This window comes from Rhodococcus sp. IEGM 1330 (assembly GCF_033142445.1).
Lineage (GTDB): Bacteria > Actinomycetota > Actinomycetes > Mycobacteriales > Mycobacteriaceae > Rhodococcoides.
The window spans coordinates 71,596-94,948 of sequence record NZ_JAWLSB010000011.1 but is presented as its reverse complement, the minus strand read 5'-3'; the positions used below and the strand labels follow the sequence as shown (position 1 = coordinate 94,948).

General features: G+C 65.1%; 20 protein-coding genes. 6 read left to right on the top strand and 14 right to left on the bottom strand.

The features are described from left to right. Positions 1–3: 3 nt before the first annotated feature. The 5 genes from rpsN to R4P57_RS22495 all read left to right on the top strand — a co-directional run bounded on the left by rpsN (position 4) and on the right by R4P57_RS22495 (position 2,701). Positions 4–309, top strand: coding sequence for a 30S ribosomal protein S14 (gene rpsN, locus R4P57_RS22515; protein ID WP_317805084.1), 306 nt, complete (start codon positions 4–6; stop codon positions 307–309). 16 nt (positions 310–325) lie between these two features. Continuing rightward, positions 326–580 (top strand): 30S ribosomal protein S18, encoded by a 255-nt coding sequence (rpsR, locus tag R4P57_RS22510; protein ID WP_008719028.1) that lies wholly within the window; start codon positions 326–328, stop codon positions 578–580. A gap of 85 nt (positions 581–665) precedes the next feature. Next, positions 666–1,592: an AEC family transporter gene (locus tag R4P57_RS22505; protein ID WP_317805083.1), complete on the top strand. Its 927-nt coding sequence runs from the start codon at positions 666–668 to the stop codon at positions 1,590–1,592. A gap of 46 nt (positions 1,593–1,638) precedes the next feature. Then, on the top strand, positions 1,639–2,103 hold the full coding sequence (locus R4P57_RS22500; RefSeq protein WP_317805082.1) for a hypothetical protein: 465 nt from the start codon (positions 1,639–1,641) through the stop codon (positions 2,101–2,103). Between the two features lie 25 nt (positions 2,104–2,128). Then, positions 2,129–2,701 (top strand): DUF1707 domain-containing protein, encoded by a 573-nt coding sequence (locus tag R4P57_RS22495; protein ID WP_317805081.1) that lies wholly within the window; start codon positions 2,129–2,131, stop codon positions 2,699–2,701. Between the two features lies 1 nt (position 2,702). Here R4P57_RS22495 and R4P57_RS22490 read toward each other — a convergent pair whose 3' ends face one another. The 13 genes from R4P57_RS22490 to R4P57_RS22430 form a co-directional block, all read right to left on the bottom strand. Then, positions 2,703–4,649: a VWA domain-containing protein gene (locus R4P57_RS22490; protein ID WP_317805080.1), complete on the bottom strand. Its 1,947-nt coding sequence runs from the start codon at positions 4,647–4,649 to the stop codon at positions 2,703–2,705. After that, entirely contained in the window at positions 4,649–6,034 is a 1,386-nt protein-coding gene (locus R4P57_RS22485) for an ATP-binding protein (protein WP_317805078.1), read from the bottom strand. The genes R4P57_RS22490 and R4P57_RS22485 overlap by 1 nt, the downstream gene beginning before the upstream one ends. A gap of 215 nt (positions 6,035–6,249) precedes the next feature. After that, on the bottom strand, positions 6,250–7,020 hold the full coding sequence (locus R4P57_RS22480; RefSeq protein WP_317805077.1) for a hypothetical protein: 771 nt from the start codon (positions 7,018–7,020) through the stop codon (positions 6,250–6,252). 150 nt (positions 7,021–7,170) lie between these two features. Further along, entirely contained in the window at positions 7,171–8,727 is a 1,557-nt protein-coding gene (gene purH / locus R4P57_RS22475) for a bifunctional phosphoribosylaminoimidazolecarboxamide formyltransferase/IMP cyclohydrolase (protein WP_317805076.1), read from the bottom strand. Next, on the bottom strand, positions 8,724–9,338 hold the full coding sequence (gene purN / locus R4P57_RS22470) for a phosphoribosylglycinamide formyltransferase (protein ID WP_317805075.1): 615 nt from the start codon (positions 9,336–9,338) through the stop codon (positions 8,724–8,726). The genes purH and purN overlap by 4 nt, the downstream gene beginning before the upstream one ends. A gap of 80 nt (positions 9,339–9,418) precedes the next feature. Then, positions 9,419–10,867 (bottom strand): DUF6350 family protein, encoded by a 1,449-nt coding sequence (locus R4P57_RS22465; protein WP_317805074.1) that lies wholly within the window; start codon positions 10,865–10,867, stop codon positions 9,419–9,421. A 75-nt stretch (positions 10,868–10,942) separates the two neighbouring features. Continuing rightward, a complete protein-coding gene (locus R4P57_RS22460; RefSeq protein ID WP_317805073.1) occupies positions 10,943–12,124 on the bottom strand; it encodes a DUF5336 domain-containing protein in 1,182 nt (393 codons plus the stop codon). A 95-nt stretch (positions 12,125–12,219) separates the two neighbouring features. Continuing rightward, positions 12,220–13,344 (bottom strand): dimethylsulfone monooxygenase SfnG, encoded by a 1,125-nt coding sequence (sfnG, locus tag R4P57_RS22455; RefSeq protein ID WP_317805072.1) that lies wholly within the window; start codon positions 13,342–13,344, stop codon positions 12,220–12,222. 107 nt (positions 13,345–13,451) lie between these two features. Next, complete coding sequence (locus tag R4P57_RS22450; protein ID WP_317805071.1) at positions 13,452–14,675, bottom strand: acyl-CoA dehydrogenase family protein; 1,224 nt, start codon at positions 14,673–14,675, stop codon at positions 13,452–13,454. 77 nt (positions 14,676–14,752) lie between these two features. After that, positions 14,753–15,100 (bottom strand): DUF2200 domain-containing protein, encoded by a 348-nt coding sequence (locus tag R4P57_RS22445; protein ID WP_317805070.1) that lies wholly within the window; start codon positions 15,098–15,100, stop codon positions 14,753–14,755. A gap of 130 nt (positions 15,101–15,230) precedes the next feature. Beyond that, positions 15,231–16,142: a succinate--CoA ligase subunit alpha gene (gene sucD, locus R4P57_RS22440; RefSeq protein ID WP_317805068.1), complete on the bottom strand. Its 912-nt coding sequence runs from the start codon at positions 16,140–16,142 to the stop codon at positions 15,231–15,233. Positions 16,143–16,150: 8 nt separating this feature from the next. After that, positions 16,151–17,314 carry an ADP-forming succinate--CoA ligase subunit beta gene (sucC, locus tag R4P57_RS22435; protein ID WP_317805066.1) on the bottom strand — a complete coding sequence of 388 codons (1,164 nt, stop codon included), beginning with the start codon at positions 17,312–17,314 and terminating at the stop codon, positions 16,151–16,153. Positions 17,315–17,460: 146 nt separating this feature from the next. Then, positions 17,461–19,326 (bottom strand): hypothetical protein, encoded by a 1,866-nt coding sequence (locus R4P57_RS22430; RefSeq protein ID WP_317805065.1) that lies wholly within the window; start codon positions 19,324–19,326, stop codon positions 17,461–17,463. A gap of 240 nt (positions 19,327–19,566) precedes the next feature. Between R4P57_RS22430 and R4P57_RS22425 the strand changes: the two genes are divergently transcribed. Then, complete coding sequence (locus R4P57_RS22425; RefSeq protein ID WP_317805064.1) at positions 19,567–20,601, top strand: M23 family metallopeptidase; 1,035 nt, start codon at positions 19,567–19,569, stop codon at positions 20,599–20,601. 69 nt (positions 20,602–20,670) lie between these two features. On the opposite strand, the gene R4P57_RS22420 is transcribed toward R4P57_RS22425, so the two are convergent. Then, entirely contained in the window at positions 20,671–23,166 is a 2,496-nt protein-coding gene (locus R4P57_RS22420) for a UvrD-helicase domain-containing protein (RefSeq protein ID WP_317805063.1), read from the bottom strand. Between the last annotated feature and the right edge of the window lie 187 nt (positions 23,167–23,353).

Here is a 23,353-nt window from a genome sequence, read left to right as displayed (position 1 = left end):
TCGGTGGCCAAGAAATCGAAGATCGCGAAGAACGAGCAACGCAAGGTCGTCGTCGCCCGCTGGGCAACGCGTCGCGCAGAGCTCAAAGAGACCATCCGCAAGCCCTCGAGCAGCGACTCCGAGCGTGCGGAGGCCCAAGCAGCACTGCAGCGTCTGCCGCGCGATTCGAGTCCGGTACGATTGCGCAATCGTGACGCTGCGGATGGACGTCCGCGCGGTTACCTACGGAAATTTGGGCTGTCCCGTGTGAAAATGCGCGAGATGGCTCACCGCGGGGAGCTGCCAGGCGTCCACAAGTCGAGCTGGTAAAGGGAAAAGGTTTCAGATGGCAGTCAAGAGAGCACCGTCGAAGAAGGTCCGCGCAGAAGCAGGCCGTCGACCGAAGAAGAACCCGTTGAACGCCGCCAAGGTGACCACGGTGGACTACAAGGACATCAACCTCCTTCGTCAGTTCATCTCGGACCGCGGCAAGATCCGCAGCCGTCGGGTCACCGGGCTCACCCCGCAGCAGCAGCGCCAGGTTGCTGTCGCAGTGAAGAACGCTCGTGAAATGGCATTGCTGCCGTTCACCAGCCGCTGATCCAGACTTTCATTCAGAGAGGCCACGTAGCCATCGGCTACGTGGCCTCTCTGTCGTTCCCGATCCAGAGATGAGCAGTCCGTAGATGTCCGGCGTCCTCGAGGGCTTCACCGTCATCTTCGTCGTCATCGCTCTGGGTTACCTACTCGCCCATTTGAAGGTGCTCGGCGAACACGGCCAGTTCGTACTGAGCAGGCTCGTGTTCTTCGTGGCGACACCTGCCTTGCTGTTCGTCACGTTGGCCAACTCGGATCTGTCGGTCATCCTCTCGCCCGTATTGGCCGTCTCCGGTTCCACTGCACTACTCGTCGGAGCGATCTATTTCGTCATAGCCAAGCTCTCCCTGAAACGGACCGTGCCCGACGCGACCGTCGGGGCACTGGCGAGTTCGTACGTCAACGCCGCCAACCTGGGCATCCCGATCGCCGTGTTCGTACTCGGCGACGCCAACTTCGTCGCTCCGCTGCTGCTGTTCCAGATCATGATCTACACCCCGATCGCGGTGACGATTCTCGATGTATCCACCGAGATCGACAAGGTCTCGGTGTTCAAGACCGTCACGACACCGTTCCGAAACCCGATCGTGGTGGCCGGCGCAGCCGGTCTCGTCCTCTCGATCACCGGATTCGAGCTGCCCGAGGCATTGATGCAGCCGTTCCAACTCGTCGGGAATGCGTCGGTCCCCGGTGCGCTGCTTGCCTTCGGCCTGTCCCTCTACGGTGCCCGAGTGCTGCAGAAGGGCATCAGTCCACGGCGGGACGTAGCTCTGGCCACGGTGTTCAAGATGGCACTGCAGCCCCTGCTCGGCTACCTCATGGCCAAGTTCGTGTTCGGTCTGGAGGGGCACGATCTGTTCGCCATCGTCGTCGTCTCGGCACTGCCCACCGCCCAGAACGTGTTCGTCTTCGCCAGCCGCTACCAGCGCGGGGTAGTGCTCGCCCGAGACACCGCGTTCGTGACCACGCTCGTCTCGATCCCCGTCATCGCACTCGTGACACTCTTCCTCGCATGAGCCGAACACAAAGGTTCTCCTCAGCTCACAGCGCTACTTTGAGTACATGAGGTTTCTCGCTGCAGGAGTCATGTTGTGCCTGCTGCTGGTCGGCTGCAGCACCGCCTCCAGCAGCGACGACGAGACGACGCCGACGGTCGGATCCACCACACCGGTCGGTCTCGCTCAGCAACCCAGCGCCCCTCCGGTTCCCCACGAAGTGCCCGTCGGCGACGTCGGCACGATGTTCGAGCCCACCCCCGATCTGATCCGCGCCACCACCACTCCGTTCGAGTCCTGGAGCCAGATCTCCCCCAACACCATCGCGGTCCACTTCGTCACCGGCACTCCCGAGTGCTACGGAGCCGACGCGTCGGTGACCGAGACCGCCACGACCGTCACCATCGAACTGCGTACCGGAACCAGGCCCGACGCCGCCGACAAGTCCTGCATCATGGTTGCCGTCTACGCCACCATGCAGATGTCCCTTGCTTCACCGCTCGGGAGCCGCACCATCCTGAATGCGGCCTGACCCCGGCACCGGTAGTGTCCGGTCGGTGAGCGATCATCTCCCCGACCGAGATCGAAGCCAGATTCGCGCGGCCGATGCGGACAGGAACCTCGTCGCGCAGTTGCTGAGCGACGCTTTCGCGAACGGCCAACTCACCGTGAGCGAATACGACGAGCGCACCGCTGCGGTGTACCAGGCGAAGACCTACGGCGAACTCGACCTGCTGACCGGCGACCTGGTGCTGTCACCTCCCCCTGCAACCGCACCGTCCGGTGGCTCCTCGAACGACCGCGTGATCGCGATCATGAGCGGTGCTGTGCGCAAGGGTGAGTGGACCCCCGCCGCGCGTATCGACGCGTTCGCATTCTGGGGCGGGATCGAACTCGACCTACGCCGCGCGTCGTTCACCGCCGAGGAAACCACCATCAACTGCGTGGCCATCATGGGCGGCATCGAGGTCACCGTGCCGCCCGGAGTGAGCGTCGAAGTCCGCGGCATGGGCATCATGGGCGGCTTCGATCACGTCAGCGCGACGCACCCAGGCGCACCGCGCGTGATCATTACCGGTTTCGCCTTCTGGGGCGGGGTATCGGTGGAGATCAAGCCCGCCGACAAGTGATTCAGGATCGCCGACGCTTCAGGTAGTCCGTCACCACCGCGGCACCGAGTCCGTCGAGATCAGGGGCGATGACACGTCCGCCCACGCGCTCGGCCATCTTGTCGACCACGCGCGCGAGGCCCGGATCGTCGCCGAGCCGGAAGATCGTCACCTGCGCACCGAGTTTCGCGACGGTATCGAGTTCGCGCACGGTCAGCCCGAGAGTCTTCGACGACGGTGGGTAATCGAAGTACGCGTGGCCGTCAGGCTCCAGATGCGCCGTCGGCTCACCGTCGGTGACGATCAGCACCACCGGTTGCGCATTGGGATGACGCCGCAGATGCCGCACCGCAAGCATGAGCGCGTGATGCAGATTGGTGCCCTGGTCGTAGGCACCGTCCAGTCCGGCCAGCTCGGACGCCGTCAATGTCTGTGCGTGTCTGCCGAATCCGATGAGTTGTAGGTCGTCTCCGCGAAATCGGGTGCTCACCAGGTGATTGAGCGCGAGTGCTGTGCGCTTCATCGGCACCCAACGGCCGTCCATCACCATCGAGAACGACGTATCGACCAGCAGTGCCACGGCAGCCTGCGTTCGCGTCTCGGTCTCGCTGATCTCCACATCGGTCACCTGCAACTGCACCGGGAAGCCCGATCCTGTTGCGGCTGAACGCAGTACCGCATTGTTGACCGTGCGGGTCACGTCCCACGGCTCGGTGTCACCGAACTCCCACGCTCGCGACGCTCCGGTGGGCTCCCCCATCGCGCCTGCCTTGCGAGTGTCTCGCTCGCCGCCGCGTCGGGACAGCTTTCCCGCCACGTCCTTGAGCGCGGACTGCCCCAGCTGCCGCATCGCCTTCGGTGACAGTCGCCATTGTCCGTCGGCACCCTTGTCCATGAAACCCTGCTGCTGCAGCGCCTTTTCGAGCTCGGCGAGCATCCTGGCGTCGGCCGCCGCCTCCGGCCCGAGTTGCTTCAGCAACGCGTCGGCGTCGATGTCGTCCAGTGCAGCTCCGTTGTACTGCTGCGAGAGCTGATTTCCCAGGTTCTCGAGGTCCGCGATGTCCTGAAGCGCGCCGGTCCCGTCGCCGAGACCCATCCCGTTCTCGCCACGGAAGTTCTGCGAGCCGTCCCAGTCCTCTCCGGGCCGGGCCTGCTGGAGATTCTGATCGAGCTGATCCAGCTGGCTCAACAGGTTCGAATCGCCGAAGGCCTGCTGCGCCAACGCATCGAGCTCTGCCCGCTGCTCCGGACTCAACGAATTCCGGAGCCGTTGCGCCGCCGCTGCACGTTGAGCAAGGGAGTCCAGCAGCTCCTCGACGCTCGATGGATTCTCCGGGAAGTGCTGCCCGTGCTTGTCCATGAACTGCTCGAACTGCTCATCGGTGTCCTCGCCCTTGTTGTGGGCGTCGAGCAACTCGTTGAGGTCTTTCAGCATCTCACTGATGGCCTGACGGTCCTCGTCGGTGGCACCTTCGAGGGCCTGCTTCATGCCGGCGAAACGCTGGTCCAGCATCTCGCGTCCGAGCAGATCCTTGATCTTCTCGTAGTTCTCGCGTGCCTCCGACGAACGCCAGTCGTAGTCCGAAAGCTCCTGCACCGCTTGAGCAGTGGACGGCGACAGATCGCCGATCTGCATCTCCTGGAACCGTGCATCATCGTCGAGGGCACGTGCAAGTGCCTTGCGTTCCTCGAGTACCGCCTTGTCCAGCAGCTCTCGCACTTCCTGCAGCGTGCCGTCGAGATTGTTCTTCTTCAACAGATCTCGTCGACGCTTGGCGGCCTGCGCGGCCAGGTCGTCGAGACCGCGCATGTTCTTCGTCCCGCGCCGCAGCATCTCCTGCAATGCCCGCCTGGGTGACGCGCCCTCGAGCACGTCCTCACCGATGGCGTCGAGCGCTTCGCGCAGATCCACCGGTGGCGCAAGGGGATCCGGCCCGTCGTGATACCGCCCGTATCTGGAGCGACGCATCAGCTGTACACCGTCTGACCGTCGTCGTCGGGGTCCTTGGAGATACGGCGTGCGAGGTAGAGACCTTCGAGTGCGAGTTCGACCGCGGCCGCTTTCTCGCCGTCCGAGGTGGCGTTCAGACGTTCGTGGATGTCGCCGATGACCTCGACGTCGGGAAGCTCGTCGAGCAACGCTTTGGCGGTGATGCGATCGCCGGTGACGATGGGCTCGCCCGTCTCGATTGCCGTCACCAGAGCTGCGAGGTTGATGCCGCCGAGGTGGGCTCGAACGGTATCGGCAGTCGCTCGGCGCAACATATGTTCGAGGACCTCGATTTCGCGACCTTCCTCACCCGACTCGAATTCGACCTTGCCGCGCAACACCTCGATGATGGTGCCGAGATCCACCGGTCGGGCCACGGGCTCGGCCTCACCGAGTATCGCAGCCCGATGAACGGCTGCGGCAGCGATGGTTTCGGCCGCTGCGATTGCGAAGCGAGCAGAGACGCCGGAGCGCTGATCGACCGACGGCGACTCGCGCAGCAGTCGGGTGAATCGGGCCAGCACCTCGAGCAGATAGCTGGGAACAGCTGCCTGCAGCTCCGCTTCCTGGTCGATGACCGCCACCTCGGCGTCGAGTTCGAGGGGGTAGTGCGTCCTGATCTCCGCGCCGAAACGGTCCTTGAGCGGGGTGATGATGCGCCCGCGGTTGGTGTAGTCCTCGGGGTTCGCGCTCGCCACCAGCATCACGTCCAGCGGCAGACGCAAGGTGTAGCCGCGCACCTGAATGTCGCGCTCCTCCATGACGTTGAGCAGCGACACCTGAATGCGCTCGGCGAGGTCGGGGAGCTCGTTGATCGCCACGATGCCGCGGTGGCTGCGGGGCACGAGACCGAAGTGGATGGTCTCGGGATCGCCGAGGCTTCGCCCCTCGGCAACCTTGACGGGATCGACGTCGCCGACGAGGTCCGCCACCGACGTATCCGGGGTCGCGAGCTTCTCGGCGTATCGCTCGCTGCGATGCCGCCACTCGACGGGCAGGTCGTCGCCGAGTTCAGCGGCTTTGCGAATGCTGGCCGGAGTGATCGGCTCGTACGGATGCTCGCCCAGTTCGGCTCCGGCGATCACCGGCACCCACTCGTCGAGCAGCAGATTGAGGGTGCGCAGCAGCCGCGTCTTGCCCTGCCCGCGCTCGCCGAGCAGCACCACGTCGTGACCGGCCAGAATCGCGCGCTCGAACTGCGGCAACACCGTCGAGCCGAAACCGACGATCCCCGGCCACGGATCGGTGCCGTCACGCAATGCCGTCAGAAGATTTTCCCGCAACTCTTGCTTGATCGACCGCTGCCGATGTCCGGATGCCTTGAGTTCGCCGAGAGTGGAGATGCCAGGTTTGGTAGAGGTCACTTCTCCACGCTACGAGCGTTTGGCCGATGCTGCCATCGAGAGCGAGGTTCCCGTCCCGCCGACTTCGCAGTTGTGCCGCCCGAACAGGGAGAATCGCCTGCACAACTGCGAACTCGCTATACCGGAGCGCCCGCGGCCCGGAGCTTTGCCCTCACACGTGCCACAACCTCGTGCGGGAGCAGCCGCATCTGCTCGGAATTGACGCGGACGATCTGCTACTCGGCTCGGTCGAGATCCTCGAAGCGCTCGATGTCACGGGTCCGCTGACGCTCATCGAGCCAGTGGTGAACACCCTCGTACTCGACCCCTACCCGCCATCGCGGCCACCCCAAGTCGATCCGGGCCACGAACCTGCCGGAACTATCGCGGATCTCGACCTGGGTCTCGGGTTTCGGCAGGCCGGCCCCGACCAGGAGCAATCTGGTTCGAGTCTCCTGCGGCGACGCCGATCCACCATCGGCGAGGTCCAGCGCCTCGAGCAACCGCCGGATCCCCCGTGTGCCCGGTCGGCACGTGGCGTAGTGGCGCACCTTCTCTGCGCGCAGACCCGTTGCCGCCATCACGGAGTCGATGTACACCACAGACTGTGTCGATGTGAACCAGCGCCCGATGTCGAATGCGGTGCGCACCACGGTGGTCACGGCGAATCCCTTGACGACGAGTACATCATCGTCGTCGAAGGCGTCGTGGCGAATCCTCAATCCGGGCAGCTGATGGGAACGACCGGCTGCAAGAACGCTCGGGGGCGCAGTCGAATCGATCCATTTCGCACCATGAATCGCTGCTGCAGAAATACCTGCGATGACGGCACCGTGGCCGACGCAGATCGATGCAGCGACGGCCATCGTTCGCGCATCGAGAGTAGTCCCGTCGCAGACATACGTGTCGCGAAAGACCCTCACGTAGTCGCGGCTCAGCTCGTACCTGCTGAGAGCGCCCGAGCGTATCGCCTGCGAACCCCGAAACGGCCCGACCTGAATCCCCATGGCTTCAACCTTGGCAGGCTCGACACCCTGGAAAGGGCCTGCTCAGCTATCTGTGGATAACTTTCTACCTATCCACAGATAGCCGAACTCGCAGTTATGCAGCCGGAAATAAGGTATTGGGCTGCACAACTGCGAGCTCGGCGTCACGCACTAATGCGCGAAGTGCCGCGATCCCGTCAGATACAGCGTCACTCCTGCATCCTGTGCCGCGGCGATCACTTCGTTGTCGCGTACCGAACCACCGGGCTGCACAACGGCTTTGACGCCTGCGCTCATGAGGACCTGGAGGCCGTCGGGGAACGGGAAGAACGCATCCGAGGATGCGACCGAACCGACGACGCGATCCCCGGCTCGCTGCACTGCGAGGTGGGCGGCGTCCACGCGGTTGACCTGGCCCATTCCGACGCCGACCGACGCACCGTCGTGGGCGAGCAGGATTGCGTTGGACTTCACAGCCCTACCTGCGCGCCAAGCGAATTCGAGATCCTTCAACGTCTGTTCGTCGGCGGGCTCTCCCGCTGCGAGGGTCCAGTTGGCGGGGTTGTCGCCGTCCGCGTCGAGTACGTCCCGCTGCTGCAGCAGTGCGCCGCCGGAGATGGGCTTGAGTTCGACACCGGAGGTGGGCGGTGCGACCGCGAGCAGGACGCGAATGTTCTTCTTGCGCTGCAACACTCCGAGTGCACCGTCGGCGTAGGACGGCGCGATGATGACCTCGGTGAAGATCTCGGCCACCTGCTCGGCCATCTCGACGGTGACCTCACGGTTGGCTGCGATGACGCCGCCGTACGCGCTCACCGGATCGCAGGCGTGCGCCTTGCGGTGTGCCTCGGCGATGTCCTTGCCGACAGCGATGCCACACGGATTGGCGTGCTTGATGATGGCGACAGTGGGCTCAGCGTGATCGAACGCCGCACGCCATGCCGCATCGGAATCGGTGAAGTTGTTGTACGACATCTCTTTACCGTGCAACTGCTCGGCCTGCGCGATGCCTGCGGCAGCGGACGAGTCGACGTACAGAGCCGCCTTCTGGTGCGGGTTCTCGCCGTAGCGAAGCACGGCCGAGCGGTCCCACGTGCCGCCGATCCATTCCGGGAACACCGACTCGGTGTCCGGGGTCAGCACACTGCTCATCCACGACGCCACCGCGACGTCGTAGGCCGCCGTGTGCTGAAATGCCTGTGCGGCAAGCGACGTGCGCTCGGCGAGGGTGAATCCGCCACCGGAGACGGCCGTCAGCACGTCCTCGTAGCGAGCCGGGTCGACCACGACAGCAACCGACGGATGGTTCTTGGCTGCGGCGCGCACCATCGACGGTCCGCCGATGTCGATCTGCTCGACGCATTCGTCCGGCGTCGCCCCACTGGCAACGGTCTCGGTGAACGGGTAGAGGTTCACCACGACGAGCTCGAACGCCTCGATGCCCAATTCCTCGAGCTGCGAAAGATGTTCGGGCTTACGGGTGTCGGCGAGCACGCCGGCATGCACGCGAGGATGCAGCGTCTTGACGCGCCCCTCGAGGGTCTCGGGAAATCCGGTGAGGTCCTCGACCTTGGTGACCGGGATTCCGGCGTCGGCGATCTTGCTCGCCGTCGATCCGGTGGACACCAGAGCGACGCCTGCGCTGTGCAAGCCGGTCGCCAATTCGATCAGTCCGGTCTTGTCGTAGACGCTGACCAGCGCGCGGCGCACTGCTTTACGTTCACTCATCGGATTATCTGAGCCTTTCGTCCATCGGAGGTGACACCTTTGGCGGCCACGGCTGCGATCACGTCGACCAGCAACCGTCGCTCCACAGTCTTGATGCGTTCGTGCAACGCGGATTCGTCGTCGCCGTCGAGAACAGGTACGGCTTGCTGCGCCAGGATCGGCCCGGTGTCGACGCCCGAATCGACCAGATGAACCGTCGAACCGGTGAGTTTGACGCCGTGGTCGAGTGCGTCCCGCACGGCGTGCGCACCGGGGAAGGATGGCAGGAGTGCGGGATGAGTGTTGACGATCCGCCCGGCGAAAGCATCGAGGAACTGCGCGCCGAGGATCTTCATGAACCCGGCGGTGACGATCAGATCCGGCTCGAAGCTCGAGGCGGCATCGGTGAGCGCGTGGTCCCAGGCCGATCGATCGGCGAAGTCTCGCAGGGCGATACGGAAGTGAGGGATCGCGGCATCGTCGGCACGGCGGACTGCGTCGCAGTAGCGATCGGCTCCCACGGCGACGATGCGGGCGGGATACTTCTCGGTGGCAGTCGCGGCTATGAGCGACTGCAGGAGCGAGCCGGTCCCCGATGCGAGGACGACGACCCGCGCGGGTGTCTCACGCAAGGCAGTCAGCGCACTACTCCTGAATTATCGAGGCGGATCGTTCGAGCCAGCGGAAAGCCTAGTCGCTGCGCCCTCGAGCCCTACCGGGCAGGTCCGTCCTGGTCTCCGGGCGGCGCAACGATCTCGGCATCCAACGGTTCGTCGGTAGCGGCCTCGGCGGTCGCATGCGGTTCTTCGGCCGGGGGCATCTCGGCCGGGACGTCGTCCACGATCTCGTCCACGACCTCCGCCTCGACGACTTCCTCGACCTCGTCGACCTGTTCGTGATCGTCGGGCTCGGATGGGGCGGCCTCGATCGCCAGCTCGGCCGCAGGTACGGGGGTCGGAACGGGCTCGTCGTGAGGCGGCTCGGGTTCTGCTCGACGCCACACGACGAGGGCTGCGGAGGCAGAACCGGCGACCGCCAGCCACGCGAATGTCAGCAGCCCGAAGCTCCACACGGTGACTTCGACGGTGCCGAAGGTGCCGAGGTTTCCGCCTGCGGCGTAGCCGAACAGCGCTGCGAGCACCCCGGTTGCGGCCGACACGACCCACACGGAGGACACCGCGACCTGGATGTCGGCGCTGCGGACAGCGCAGTCGCGGCCGAGCAACAGTCCGGCACCGATCGGGACGACGAGCATCACGACCCAGATCGTCTGGGCCGATCCTTCGGGAAGGACGGCCAGGATCGGCAGCGGCGGGAGCGGTCCTCCCGTGGTGGAGAACAGGCTGACCGACGCGTCTCCGAACCCGGCAGTGGAACCGGTGGCCACTGCGAGGGCACCGATGACGACGTTGGGGAGGTAGAGCACCGACAGCACGGTCAGTCCGAGCATGCCGACGACATCGCGTCCGCTCTCGACCAGTGCGCCCGCGGTCTCCCAGGAGGCGAGCAGGGCTAGCAGTACGACGGCCGCGCCGCCTGCTGCAAGGATCGATATCGCGCGCACGAAGGGCGCAACGAGCGCGCGCACCCAGTCCGGGAGTCCGCGGCGGATCACCAGTGAGTCCCAGCGCGCGAACAGCAGACCGGTTCCGGATGCGGCCGCGTGCACGCCTGCGACCCAGGAGAAGGCAACGAGTGCGTTGGGGCTGGACAGTCCGATGACGCTGGACGCGTCCTTGGCGACGGCCAGGGCGATGGCGGTGACGGCGAGCGGGCCGGCCATCGACGCCGCGAACACCCACCGAACCACGCGGCGGTCGGTGCCGGAGTCCACCGCCTGGTGGACGGTGCGGGCGACGGACCAGCCGATGATCAGCGTCGGCAGGAGCGGTGCGACGCCGAGGGACGTCCCGCCGATACTCAGCGGTACCAGGTGCACGGCGAACCACGACCCGGCGATCGCCCCGAGGGTTCCGGTCAGGTCGCTGTTGACCGATACGAGGGTGACCAGAGCAAGGGTCGTCGCGATCACCACGACCAGTCCGGAGGTCTTGAAGGCCACTGCGGCGAGCATGCGCGACTGATCGGGCGTCGGTCCGGTGCCCGCGCGGGGGGCCCGGGCGGCCGCGCGTCGCGTCTCTCGGTTCAATAGATCGCTCATCGCAACGAGAGTCGCATCATCTTCGCGGCGCGCCGGTCAGGCGCGCCGCGAAGTGAGCTGTGATGAAACAATGAATCAGTCGCGCTTGTTCTCGTCCTCGGCGGGAGTGGCACCGAACGACTGCGTGGGCGCGCCGTAGGGCGTCGACTGTTCGCCCGATTCGGGCTCGTCCGACTTCGCCGGGGGCTGGCCGTATCCGGACGGCTGGCCGTACTGGTACTGGTTCGGTGGGTAGGCCTGCCCGGCGGCCGGGCCGCTGGGACCGGTGTACGGCGGCGGTGCGTAGCCGCCCTGGGGCGACGGGGTGTTGGGGGCGGACTGTCCGTACGACGGCTGTCCACCCGGGTTGTAGGCATGCTGCCCCGAGGACTGCCCGCTCGGTGCTTGCCCGAAGTTCGACGAGGTTCCTTGGGGCTGACCGTACGACGGCGGATTGCCGTAGGCCTGCGGTTGCGACGGTCCACCGAACGACGTCGTCGGCGCGTTGTACGGGTTCTGTTGGCCGTATCCCGACTGCTGGTTCTGATTGCCGTAGCCCGCAGGCTTGGGAGCCGGAGCCTTGACGATGCCCGCATCGAGCAGCAGTGCCACCACCGCGGCGGCTGCTTGGACGAAGCCCAGGACGAGCACCAGGATCGCACCGATACCGAGCGAGCTGGTGGTGCTGGCGAACTCGTTGCCCTCTGCGCTGGGCAGACTGAACGACTGGAAGACCAGCACCAGCCAGCCGGTGATCGCCAGGGCGGCCACCACGGCCTGATTCCTGGCGTCCTTCTGCAGCAGCGAGGCACCGGCGATCAAACCCGCTGCCAGCAGTAGAGCAACCGACACCGCGCTACCACCGGAGGCGAAGAAGGTGGTGCTGAACGAGGTCTGGATGCTGCTCGGCAGTTCCTGAGACGAGGTGACCTCGGCGGTGACGAGGTCGAGCAGTCCGAGCAGGAAGGTGACGACGCCGAGCCCGAGGATCGCGAACGTGAGAATTCTCGGCAGGCTCGACAGCGCTGATCCGGGCGACTTCGACTGCGGTGCAACGGAAGCCGGGCCGGCCGAGCCCGGTGCCGAGGTGCCGGGGACCGGAGGGCCGAAAGGATTGGACACCGACGGTTGGTGAAACGGCTGGTTCTGGCCTGGATGACCCTGTGGGTGGGACGACGGCTGATTCGGCGAGGACGACGGGCCGTAGGACGGTCCACCTCCGCCGTAGCCACCAGAGTTGGAGCCCCCTGCTTCAGGGCTGCCGGGCGAGTATGTCATCGCGTCTCCTCATCTGAGATTGTCCGTACCCCAGGTCGGTCGGGTCCGAGAACTCACGCTACTGCACGGACCCGACCGATCACGGAACCGAAAGGTCAGCGGGCTGCCACCAACTCCTGGTCGTTCGCCTCAGCGGCCTCGAGCTCCCGAACCAGCGGCAGGACCTTGGCCCCGAAGTACTCGATCTCCTCCTGGAAGTGCAGGAAGCCGCCGAGAATCAGGTCGACGCCGCGGCGACGGTAGGCGACGATTCGCTCGGCCACCTGCTCCGGGGTTCCGATCAACTGGGTCTTGAAGCCGTCGTTGTACTGAACGAGGTCCTCGAACGTCGAGTCCGCCCACATTCCCTTCTTGTCGCCCGTCGAATTGCCCGCCTGCTGCACTGCTCCCTTGAAACCTTCGACAGCGGGCTTGTTCGCCTTCTCGATGATCTCGCGCAATGTGTCTCGGGCTTCCTTCTCGCTGTCTCGCGCGATGATGAAGCCGTTGAGCCCGAACTTGACCTCACGCTGGTGATCACGCGCGATGCGTCGGAGGTTGTCGAGTTGCTCGGTGACGCCGTCGAAATCTTTGCCGTTGCTGAAGTACCAGTCCGAGTACCGTCCGGCATTCTCCTGCGCCGCAGACGAATTACCGCCCTGGAACAGTTCGGGGTTGGGTCGATCGGGAGTGTTCAGCGGTTTGGGCTTGAGGGTGAAGTCGTGGATCCGGTAGAAGTCGCCGCGGAAGTCGACGTCGTCCTCGGTCCAGATCTTGCGCAGAACCTGCAGGAATTCAGCACTGCGACGGTATCTCTCGTCGTGTTCGAGCCATGGCTCACCGAGGTGGGTGAACTCGTCCTTGAACCAGCCACTGACGACGTTGACGGCGAATCGGCCGTTCGAGAGGTGATCGGCAGTGGCACCGAGCTTGGCGAGTACCGCCGGCTGCCACAGCCCGGGATGCACTGCTGCAATGACTTTGAGCCGTTCGGTGGCCAGCAGCAGCGCGAGCGAGAAGCTGGTCGACTCGTGCTGGAACTCTGCCCCGTAGCTGGCTTCGTAGCGAACCTGACTCAGGGCGTACTCGAATCCGTTGTTCTCGGCCGTCTGCGCCAGCTTCTTGTTGTACTCGTAGTCCCAGCTGGTGCGTTGCTCGATGGTGCTGGTGACCAGACCTCCCGAGACATTGGGTACCCAGTACGCGAATTTGACTGCGTCGGCGATTTTTTCGGTGCTCATGTGTGCGTCATCCTTCGGCGGATGAATGTGCCATTCACACACTCAGATGGTGTGAATGGCACATTCATCCGGAAATCGGGGGTCGGATCAGGGCAGAAAGGTCGGGACTACGAGTACCAGGTCGGCTCGGGCAGTTCACCCGTGAGAACCCAGCGCCCGACCTCGCGTCGCTTGTATGCGACCGGATCGTGCAGGGTGTGCGTACGTACGTTGCGCCAGAAGCGGTCGAAGCCGTACTTACTGGCCGTCGCTCGTGCGCCGAGCGCCTCGAACACTGTCGAGGTGATCTCGAGCGAGACCTCCGTGGCGCGAGCCTTGACTGCGGCCACGCGTACCTCGTGCTCGCCGCGCTCTTCAGCGGTGACGTTCCAGGCGTTGTCGTGGATCTTCTTTCCTTCCAACGCAACTGCGTCGGCGAGAGCTTCGACGGCCCAGAGCTTGGAGGTCAGATCGCCGTAGATGTCGATGATGTACGGCTCGTCGACGGCCTTGTCCACGGTGCTGTGCAGCCACGCGCGGGTCTTGTCCTTGGTGTACGACGCAGCCTCCTCCAGTGCACCCCTCGCGATACCGAGGTAGAAGTTGACGAAAACGAGCTGGATGGTCGGAACATTGAGGGTGTTGTAGACCCTCGGCTGAAAAGCTTTGTCCACGAACCCTGCTGCGCTGGCCCAGTCGACGCGAACCTTGTCGATGGTGACGCTGCCACTCTCGGTCTGACGCAGACCGATGTTGTCCCAGTCGTCGTGGAAGGACAGTCCCTCGATGTTCGACGGCACGATCGCGAAGACGTGATCGGTACTGCCTTCGAGTGCACCTTCGAGCACCGTGACATCGGAGACGCGGCTGCCGGTGGAGAACGTCTTCGAACCGTCGAACACGATGGTGTCGCCCTCGTCGGTGACGGCGACGTCGTTGTCCCGAGGGTTGACGGCACCGCCGAAAAACCACTTGTTCTTCGTGGCGTCTGCCTCGACGGCCTCGATCTGCTCGGGGGTGCCGACGAGTCGGGCGGCCCAGAACCACAGCAGGTGGTATCCGAGCAGCTGACCGATGGACCCGTCGGCTGCGGCGACGGTACGAATGACCTGGTACGCGGTGGGCCAGTCCTGACCTGCGCCACCGTGTTCGACGGGGCCGAGCAGGGTGACGAGGCCCGCATCCTTGAGCAACTGCACCTCGGCGGCAGGAATCTCGCGGCCCTTGTCGCGAGCGACGGCATCGACTGCGAGCAGTTGAGCTACCTCACCCGCGCGGGAAATCCATCCGGCAGCAGTGGTGGGGGCGTCGGGCCAGGACTTGGTGAGGGCACGATTCTCGGTGGTTGTCATGACGATCAGTGAAGTCCGACGACGAATCGATGACCACACTTCGATTCAGCATGATTTTAAGACCCCCGGGTTCGAGGTCATTCGCGCAAGATCTTCTCCATCTTCTTGCCCTTGGCGAGTTCGTCGATCAGCTTGTCCAGGTAGCGGATTTTCTGCATCAGGGGGTCTTCGACGTTCTCGACGCGTATGCCGCACACGACTCCGGTGATCAGGGTCGCGTTCGAGTTGAGGTCCGCTGCCGCGAAGAACTCGTCGAACGTCGTGTCGGCCTGGAGATGACGGTCGAGGGCCGACTGGTCGAAACCGGTGAGCCAGCGGATGATCTCGTCGACCTCGGCTTTCGTCCGACCTTTGCGCTCGGCCTTGTTCACGTAGTGCGGATAGACCGAGCTGAAGGCTGTGGTGAAGATCCTGTGCACGCGCATCAATCTAGACCCTTCGCGTGAATGTCACGTTGCCGCGCCCAGACGTATGCACGGGTCCATTCACGCGAGCCGGGGAACACGAAAAAGCCCGCCACCGAAGTCGGTGGCGGGCTTCTCACAGGAGCGAGTCCTACTTCACGGACAGCGATTCCAGGATTTCGCGCGCGAGTGCAGCGGTCTCGGACGGCGTCTTGCCGACCTTGACGCCTGCGGCCTCGAGTGCATCCTTCTTCGCCTGCGCCGTTCCCAGCGAGCCCGAGACGATGGCGCCTGCGTGGCCCATGGTCTTGCCCTCGGGAGCGGTGAAGCCTGCGACGTAGCCGACGACCGGCTTGGTCACGTTGGCCTTGATGTAGTCGGCTGCGCGCTCTTCTGCGTCGCCGCCGATTTCACCGATCATGACGATGATCTTGGTCTCGGGGTCCGCTTCGAATGCCTCGATGGCGTCGATGTGGGTGGTTCCGATGACCGGGTCGCCGCCGATGCCGATGGCCGTCGAGAAGCCGAAGTCGCGGAGCTCGAACATCATCTGGTAGGTCAGCGTGCCGCTCTTGGAGACCAGGCCGATGGGGCCGGTTCCCGAGATGTTCGCGGGCGTGATGCCGACGAGAGCCTCACCGGGGGTGATGATTCCGGGGCAGTTCGGGCCGATGATGCGGGTCTTCTTGCCCTTCTCCACGTTGTAGGCCCACGCGTACGCGGAGTCCTGCACGGGGATGCCCTCGGTGATGACGACGAGCAGCGGGATCTCCGCGTCGATCGCTTCGACGATGGCGTCCTTGGAGAATGCCGGCGGCACGAACGCGATGGACACGTCGGCTCCGGTCTTCTCGATTGCCTCGGCAACCGAAGCGAAGACGGGCAATTCGATGTCGTTGCCGTCGGCGTCGACGTGCTTGACCGTGGTTCCGGCCTTACGTGCGTTGACGCCACCGACGACCTGGGTTCCGGCCTTGAGCATCAGGGCGGTGTGCTTGGTGCCTTCGCCGCCGGTGATGCCCTGGACGATGACCTTGTTGTCCTTGTTCAGAAAGATTGACATGGTTTCCTCTACTTCGCTGCCAGCTCGGCGGCCTTGTCGGCGCCCTCGTCCATGGTTCCGGCGAGCGTCACCAGCGGGTGCGCGGCGTCGGCGAGAATCTTGCGGCCCTCTTCGACCTTGTTGCCGTCGAGACGGACGACCAGAGGCTTGTTGGCGTCGTCGCCCAGCTTCTTCAGCGCGCCGACGATGCCGTTGGCGACTGCGTCACAGGAGGTGATGCCACCGAAGACGTTGACGAACACGCTCTTGACCTGCTCGTCGCCCAGGATGACGTCGAGGCCTGCGGCCATGACCTCGGCCGATGCGCCGCCGCCGATGTCGAGGAAGTTGGCGGGCTTGACGCCACCGTGCGCCTCGCCTGCGTATGCAACGACGTCGAGGGTCGACATGACCAGTCCGGCACCGTTTCCGATGATGCCGACCTGTCCGTCGAGCTTGACGTAGTTGAGGTCGTGCTCCTTGGCCTTGGCCTCGAGCGGATCGGCTGCGTCCTTGTCCTCGAACTCGGCGTGGCCGGCCTGACGGAAGTCTGCGTTGGCGTCGAGCGTCACCTTGCCGTCGAGGGCGAGGATCTGATCGTCCGGGGTGCGAACCAGCGGGTTGACCTCGACCAGGAGAGCGTCTTCGTTGATGAAGACCTCCCACAGCTTCTGGATGGTCACCGCAGCGGCGTCGAGCACCTCGGCGGGAAGCTTGCCCTTTTCGGCGATTTCACGAGCAAAAGCAAGGTCGACGCCCTTGACGGCGTCGACCGGGATACGTGCGAGTGCGTCGGGGTTCTCCTCCGCCGTCACCTCGATTTCGACGCCACCCTCGACCGAACACATGGCGAGGTAGGTGCGGTTGGTGCGATCGAGCAGGAAGGAGATGTAGTACTCCTCGGCGATGTCGGAGGCTTCTGCAACGAGAAGCTTCTTGACGACATGGCCCTTGATGTCGAGTCCGAGAATCGCTTCTGCGTTCTCGGTGGCTGCTGCGACGTCCTTGGAGTACTTGACGCCACCGGCCTTGCCGCGGCCGCCGACCTTGACCTGTGCCTTGACCATTACTGGCTTGCCGATTTCTTCGGCAATCTCTGTTGCTCCGGCGACCGTGTCGGTGACACGACCGGCGGAGGTGGGTACGCCATGCTTGGCGAACAATTCCTTCGCCTGGTATTCGAAGAGATCCATCAGCTCACCGTCTCGTCTACGTTGACGCCCGCTCCAGGGGTGTGAGCGGGTCTGAGCATGGACTTTATCCAGGTGCCCCGACGGCGCATCGGGCGCATGCATGCTATGTGGCCTATCTCACCGCTTCTGTGTCGATGAAACGGCCGTCACCGATCGGCGCGACGGGCCGAAAGTGCCGCAGCGACACCGAGAACGACGATTCCCGCGACCGACGGCAGCACGCCCGGCCCAATTTCGGGATCGGTGGCGCGCGCGGATGTCAGCGGCAAGGACGAGAGATGCACGACGCCAGCGACCGCTGCGGCAGCCAGCAGGACGCTGCCGCGTGCTGCCCGAGCCCGCGCGGCGACGACGGCGGCAACGACGACTCCGACGGCGAGCAGCATCTGCCCCCAGGTGTCCCAGCCCCATGGAAATTCGGTGATGGTCGCGGCCGTGAGATCGCTACCGCGATACAGCGGCAGAGCCAAGCCCACCGCGAGGAGAACGGCACCGAACAGTCCGGTGCCGAGCACCACGCCGTCGGTCGCTGCGTCCTCGGAGGTGTCGACGTCGTCGCGCTCGGCAGATCCGGCGAACAGTGCCAGCAGTCCGGCGGCTGCCGCTGCGACGACGCCCGCGATGATCGCCAGAGCGCCGATCCCGGTGCTCACCCCCTCGACGTCCTCGGCGAGCACCACCGACTGCAGTACCGCGGCCGCAGTCGACACCGCACCGAGCCAGAACATCGACACGAACGGCCGCGCAGCCGAGGCGAACTCGGAGAACAACAGCGGTACCGAACCCAGAATCATCACGAACCCGGCGACCAGCACCACGCGTGTGGCCACTATCTGTGGCGCGGCGATCTCCGAGTCGGTCTGCAGAATCGGCAACAACGATCCGACGACCGACAACACACCTGCGAGAATGCCTGCACTTCCGGCTGCCGCGTGCCATCTCGTCGTTCCGGGACCGGCGACACCGCGGACACCTCGCGCACCCGTCTCGCGCTGCTGCGTTCTCTCCAGTGCTCGACGGTCACGCGCTGAAGCGACGGGTGCCAGCACAGCGCCACAGACCAGCAGTCCGAGCCCTGCGACCGTTCCCAGGTACGCACCGAGTCCGGCATCCACCCGGTCACCGGTACCGAGTCCCGCCAGCAGACCGACCCCGGCGAACCCGAGCACCCCGAGTCCGGCACCGACGGACGCACCCGACGCCACCTGTGGCGACAGTGCGGCCAGCGCAGATGCGGCCACGACGAGCACGGCAATACCGACAACTCCGGAGCCCACCGCGACGAACACCGGCGACTCCACCACCGCCGTCACGATCACCACGGGATCGGACGAGCGGTACAGCGACGCGAACGCTGCAACGGCCGCCAGCACACCGAACGCGCCGAGCAGCGCCGCGAGCATCGGCCCGACACGCCCCGCAGCCGCGCGCCCCACGTGCTCGGAATACACCGAGTGGCCGTACCCGTCACCGAGCCCGGCGCGGTGCACCGCAGACCACCCCGCAACCCCCGCCAGAACCGACACAGCGTGACCGACGAGCAGAACATAGGCCCCGGCGGTGGCGTCGAGCATCGCGGCACTCAGCGGGCGAAAGAGCTCGAGCCGATTCGCGTCGATGGGATCCGACAGCAGGGCAACGTCGAGCAGTGCGAGTCCGAGTGCCACTGCGCCGTAGCCGGCCAGAAGTGCCGCCGCCAGCTCGATGCGTTTGCCCGCCACGCCCAACGCGGCTCCGATCACCACGAGGACGGGGACGGCGACGGCCAGGATCGCGGCCACTACTGACCCGCCACCTACCGGCGAACCGTCGACGCTGCGGACAACGCCGATCAGCTGGGCCGCCACCGCGGCAACCGCGGCGATCAGCGCGAGTACGACAGCAAGCGCGATGCGGGGGGTGGGCGACGGATCGTCCGCTCGGCCGAACTCTCCGTCCTGAGGTCGGATCCGTTGTGGTTCCGCTCGCTCGGAGCCACGGGCGGACGAGTCGTCGAAGGTGGGAGTCGGCACTCGGATCACGGTATCGGCTCGATCGGTGCGAGAACCGTTACTGTCACCGTGTGCCGTCCACGGGTTCTCGTGTCCGATTACGAATGTGGCTCGTCACGACATAACCGCAGGTCGACTTGTGAGCCATCTCACATATGCCGCCGGTTTGGGCTGTTAACTTGCGCGCCCCGCAATCATTTCGTTACCGTCTGCCGAGTCTTTCAGTAACGGCCAGGTCACGGATAACGGAGGTTGTAGGTCTTGCAGCAACACCGTGCGTCCTTCACTTCAAGCCGGTTCTCTCGACCCTCGGCCGAAGACGCGACCACGGTCTACAGCTACGAGCCCGCCGCCGAAGCAGTCGCGGAGCCCGCCTACGAGACCAGCGCCTACGACGCCTACGCCTACCCGGCGTACCGGTACGCCGAAGCCGACTTCGCCGAGACCCCGCACATCGCAGCCGACGAGTCGCCGACCGTTGTCACCTCGTTCGCCACCACCGCAGACGCCACCCCCGTGGCCCGTCGCGGCGGCGCACACCGCATTCCCCTTCCTCCCACCGCACTCAAGGGCCGAGCTGCTGTTCTCGCAGTTGCCGCAGGTGCGGTTGTCGCGGCAGGCCAGGCCGTCGTCAACGACGACTCACCCGCCGCAGTCGCCACCTCCGAGTACGCACTCGCCGCAGGTGAAGCACCCGCCGCAGCAGCAGTCGCGGCCACCACCACTCCGCAGACCACCGAAATCGACGCCGACTCGTCCAGCGCGACGCCGTCGGAGGCACCGCAGATTCTCAGCATCGCTGCGCCGGTGGATCTGAGCCAGTTCAACGACCTGCTCGCCAAGGGCCAGCGCTTCAGCGAAGAGCGTGCCGCACGCGAAGCCGCTGCTCGCAGGCCGCTGTTCGCACTTCCGGCGCAGGGCACCTACACCTCCAACTTCGGCACCCGCTGGGGCGTTCTCCACGCCGGCGTCGACGTTGCCAATGCCATCGGAACTCCGATCTACGCCGTCGCCGACGGTAAGGTGATCGACTCCGGTCCGGCCGCAGGCTTCGGCATGTGGGTTCGCGTGCAGCACGCAGACGGCACGATCACCGTCTACGGCCACATCGACACCACCCTCGTCGCTGTCGGTCAGGACGTCATGGCGGGCGATGAGATCGCGACGATGGGCAACCGCGGCTTCTCCACCGGCCCGCACCTGCACTTCGAGGTCCACCTTCCGGGCGAGGTCAAGATCGACCCGCTTCCGTGGCTCGCTTCCCGAGGAATCTCCCTCGGCCCCGAGATGGACTGAATCGACCAGCTTTCAACTCGAAGCCGGACCCCGCTTTCGCAGGGTCCGGCTTTCGCGTTCTCGGCTCTCTTACAGCTTGGTCATCGGGACGCCGCCGATGAGCATCATCTTCACGCGGCCTGCCGAACCGAAGTCGACCAACACCATCGCCTTGACTCCGGCACCGGTCGATTCCAGCACCGTGCCCAGGCCGTACTTGTCGTGGCTGACTCGATCACCCACGGCGAGAACGAGGTTGGAGTTGCGCCCCTTGGCCGCACCGAAACTCGGAGTCGAACTCTGACCGCGATTCGAGGACCCGCCGTAGCTGCCCGAGCCGTAACTGTTCGAGCCGTAACTGTTCGAGCCGTATCCGCCACCACCCGAGCCGTAGCTGCCGGATCTGCCCCCACCGATGGCTCGGCCTCCCCCGGTGCCCGGATCCTCGCGTCGCCAGTCGATCAGGTGTTGCGGAACTTCTTGCAGGAAGCGCGATTCCGGGTTGGCGATGGGCTGACCCCATGCCGAACGCATGATCGCGCGCGTGAGATAGAGCCGCTGCCGCGCACGGGTGATGCCCACGTACGCCAGACGTCGTTCCTCGGACAGTTCGTTCGGGTCGCCGAGCGCCCGCATGTGCGGGAATTGGCCGTCCTCCCAACCCGTCACGAAGACGACCGGAAATTCGAGACCCTTCGCGGTGTGCAGCGTCATCAGGGTGACGACGCCGGTACCCGAATCGGGGATCTGATCGGTGTCGGCCACCAGGGAGACCCGTTCGAGGAACGCCGCGAGCGACCCCGGCTCGGCCAACCCGTCGACGCCACCGTCTTCGTCATTGTTCTCGTCGTCCCCGGTTTCGAGAGCTTCCGCCGCCACTGCGGCCTGGTTGCGCGCCTCGGAGGTGAATTCCCGTGCCACGCTGACGAGTTCGTTGAGGTTGTCGAGACGCGCACCGTCCTGCGGATCACTGCTGGCTTCGAGCTCGGCACGGTAGCCGGTGCGGTCGAGAACGGCTTCGACGACATCGCCGATGTCTGCGATGTCGTTGCCGTCCCCATCGGTCGCGGTGAGCACTGCACGTAATTCGTCGAGCAACTCCATGAACTGCGCGATCAACTTCTGCTGCCGCGAGTTGAGCAACGCCACCGTGCCCGCGGCCGCGGCGTGCAACGCGCGCGAGAAACTGATGTCGCGCTGCTCGGCGTGCACGGCGACACAGGCCTCGGCACGATCGCCGATCCCCCGGCGCGGAGTGTTGAGGATGCGTCGCATGCTGACGGTGTCGTCCTCGTTGGACAGCACACGCAGGTACGCGACGAGATCTCGCACTTCCTTGCGCTCGTAGAATCGGACGCCGCCGACGACCTTGTACGGCAGTCCGAGTCGGATGAAGATCTCTTCGAGCGCCCGCGAGGAATTGTTGGTTCGGTAGAAGACGGCCACCTCGTCGAAGCGCACGTCTCCGCCGTCGACGAGTCGGTCGATCTCCGAGGCCACGAACGACGCCTCGTCGTGCTCGTTGTCGGCGACGTAACCGACGATCAACTCGCCCTCTCCGGTGTCGGTCCACAGCTTCTTCTCGCGTCGGCCGATGTTGCGCGAGATCACCGCGTTGGCGGCCGAGAGGATGTTCTGCGTCGATCGGTAGTTCTGCTCGAGCAGGATGGTGCGCGCGTCGGGATAGTCGCGCTCGAATTCCTCGATGTTGCGGATCGTGGCACCACGGAATGCGTAGATGGACTGATCCGCGTCGCCCACCACACACAGCTCGCCCGGTGCGACGGTGCCCTCGAGTGCGCCGTCGGCGTCGGGTGTACCGACCAGTTCTCGGACCAGCATGTACTGGGCGTGGTTGGTGTCCTGGTACTCGTCGACCAGAACGTGCCGAAACCGGCGTCGGTAGTACTGCGCCACCTGGGGGAACGCCTGCAGAATGCCCACCGTTTCGCCGATGAGGTCGTCGAAGTCCATGGCGTTGGCCGCGCGCAGCCGCTGCTGGTAGATGCCGTAGACCTTGGCCACCAGCCGCGGGAGCTCGGCGGGATCGCCGTCGGCTTCCTCCACCGCCTTGTCGGGGCCGATCAGCTCGTTCTTCAGGTTCGAGATCGCCGTCGAGAGCAGCCGTGCCGAGAACTTCTTGGTGTCGATCTGCAGATCCTTGGAGATCATCGTCAGCAGTCGCCGAGAGTCGTCCGCGTCGTAGATGGAGAAGTTCGAGTTCAGACCGGGCAGCAGCGCAGCCTGCGCTCGCAGAATCCGCACGCAACTCGAGTGGAACGTCGACACCCACATGGCGTTCGCTCGCGGTCCCACGAGTCCGGCGACTCGCTCGCGCATCTCGGCAGCGGCCTTGTTGGTGAACGTGATGGCCAGAACCTGGCCGGGTGACACTCCTCGCTCGGCCAGCAGATACGCGATCCGACGCGTCAGCACAGCCGTCTTGCCCGACCCGGCCCCGGCCACGATGAGCAGCGGAGATCCGGTATGCACAACGGCCTCACGCTGCTGAGGATTGAGACCTTCCAGCAGTGCGTCGGACGAGGTGTTCTGTCGGGACTGGAGGCCCTGGAGGAATGTGTTCATCGTCTGGTCAGGTTACCGGCGCGTACCGACAAACCCACATCGCGTGGTCGTCGGCCGAACCGACGACTTTTCAGGAGGGTTGACCCGTGGCACACTGAGCGGTGATCGAAAAAACCGTACGTCATCGCCTGCATCGGGTCGGCCGCTGTTCGGCCGCGCATGCAGGAGCCTGTCGATAGACGCAACG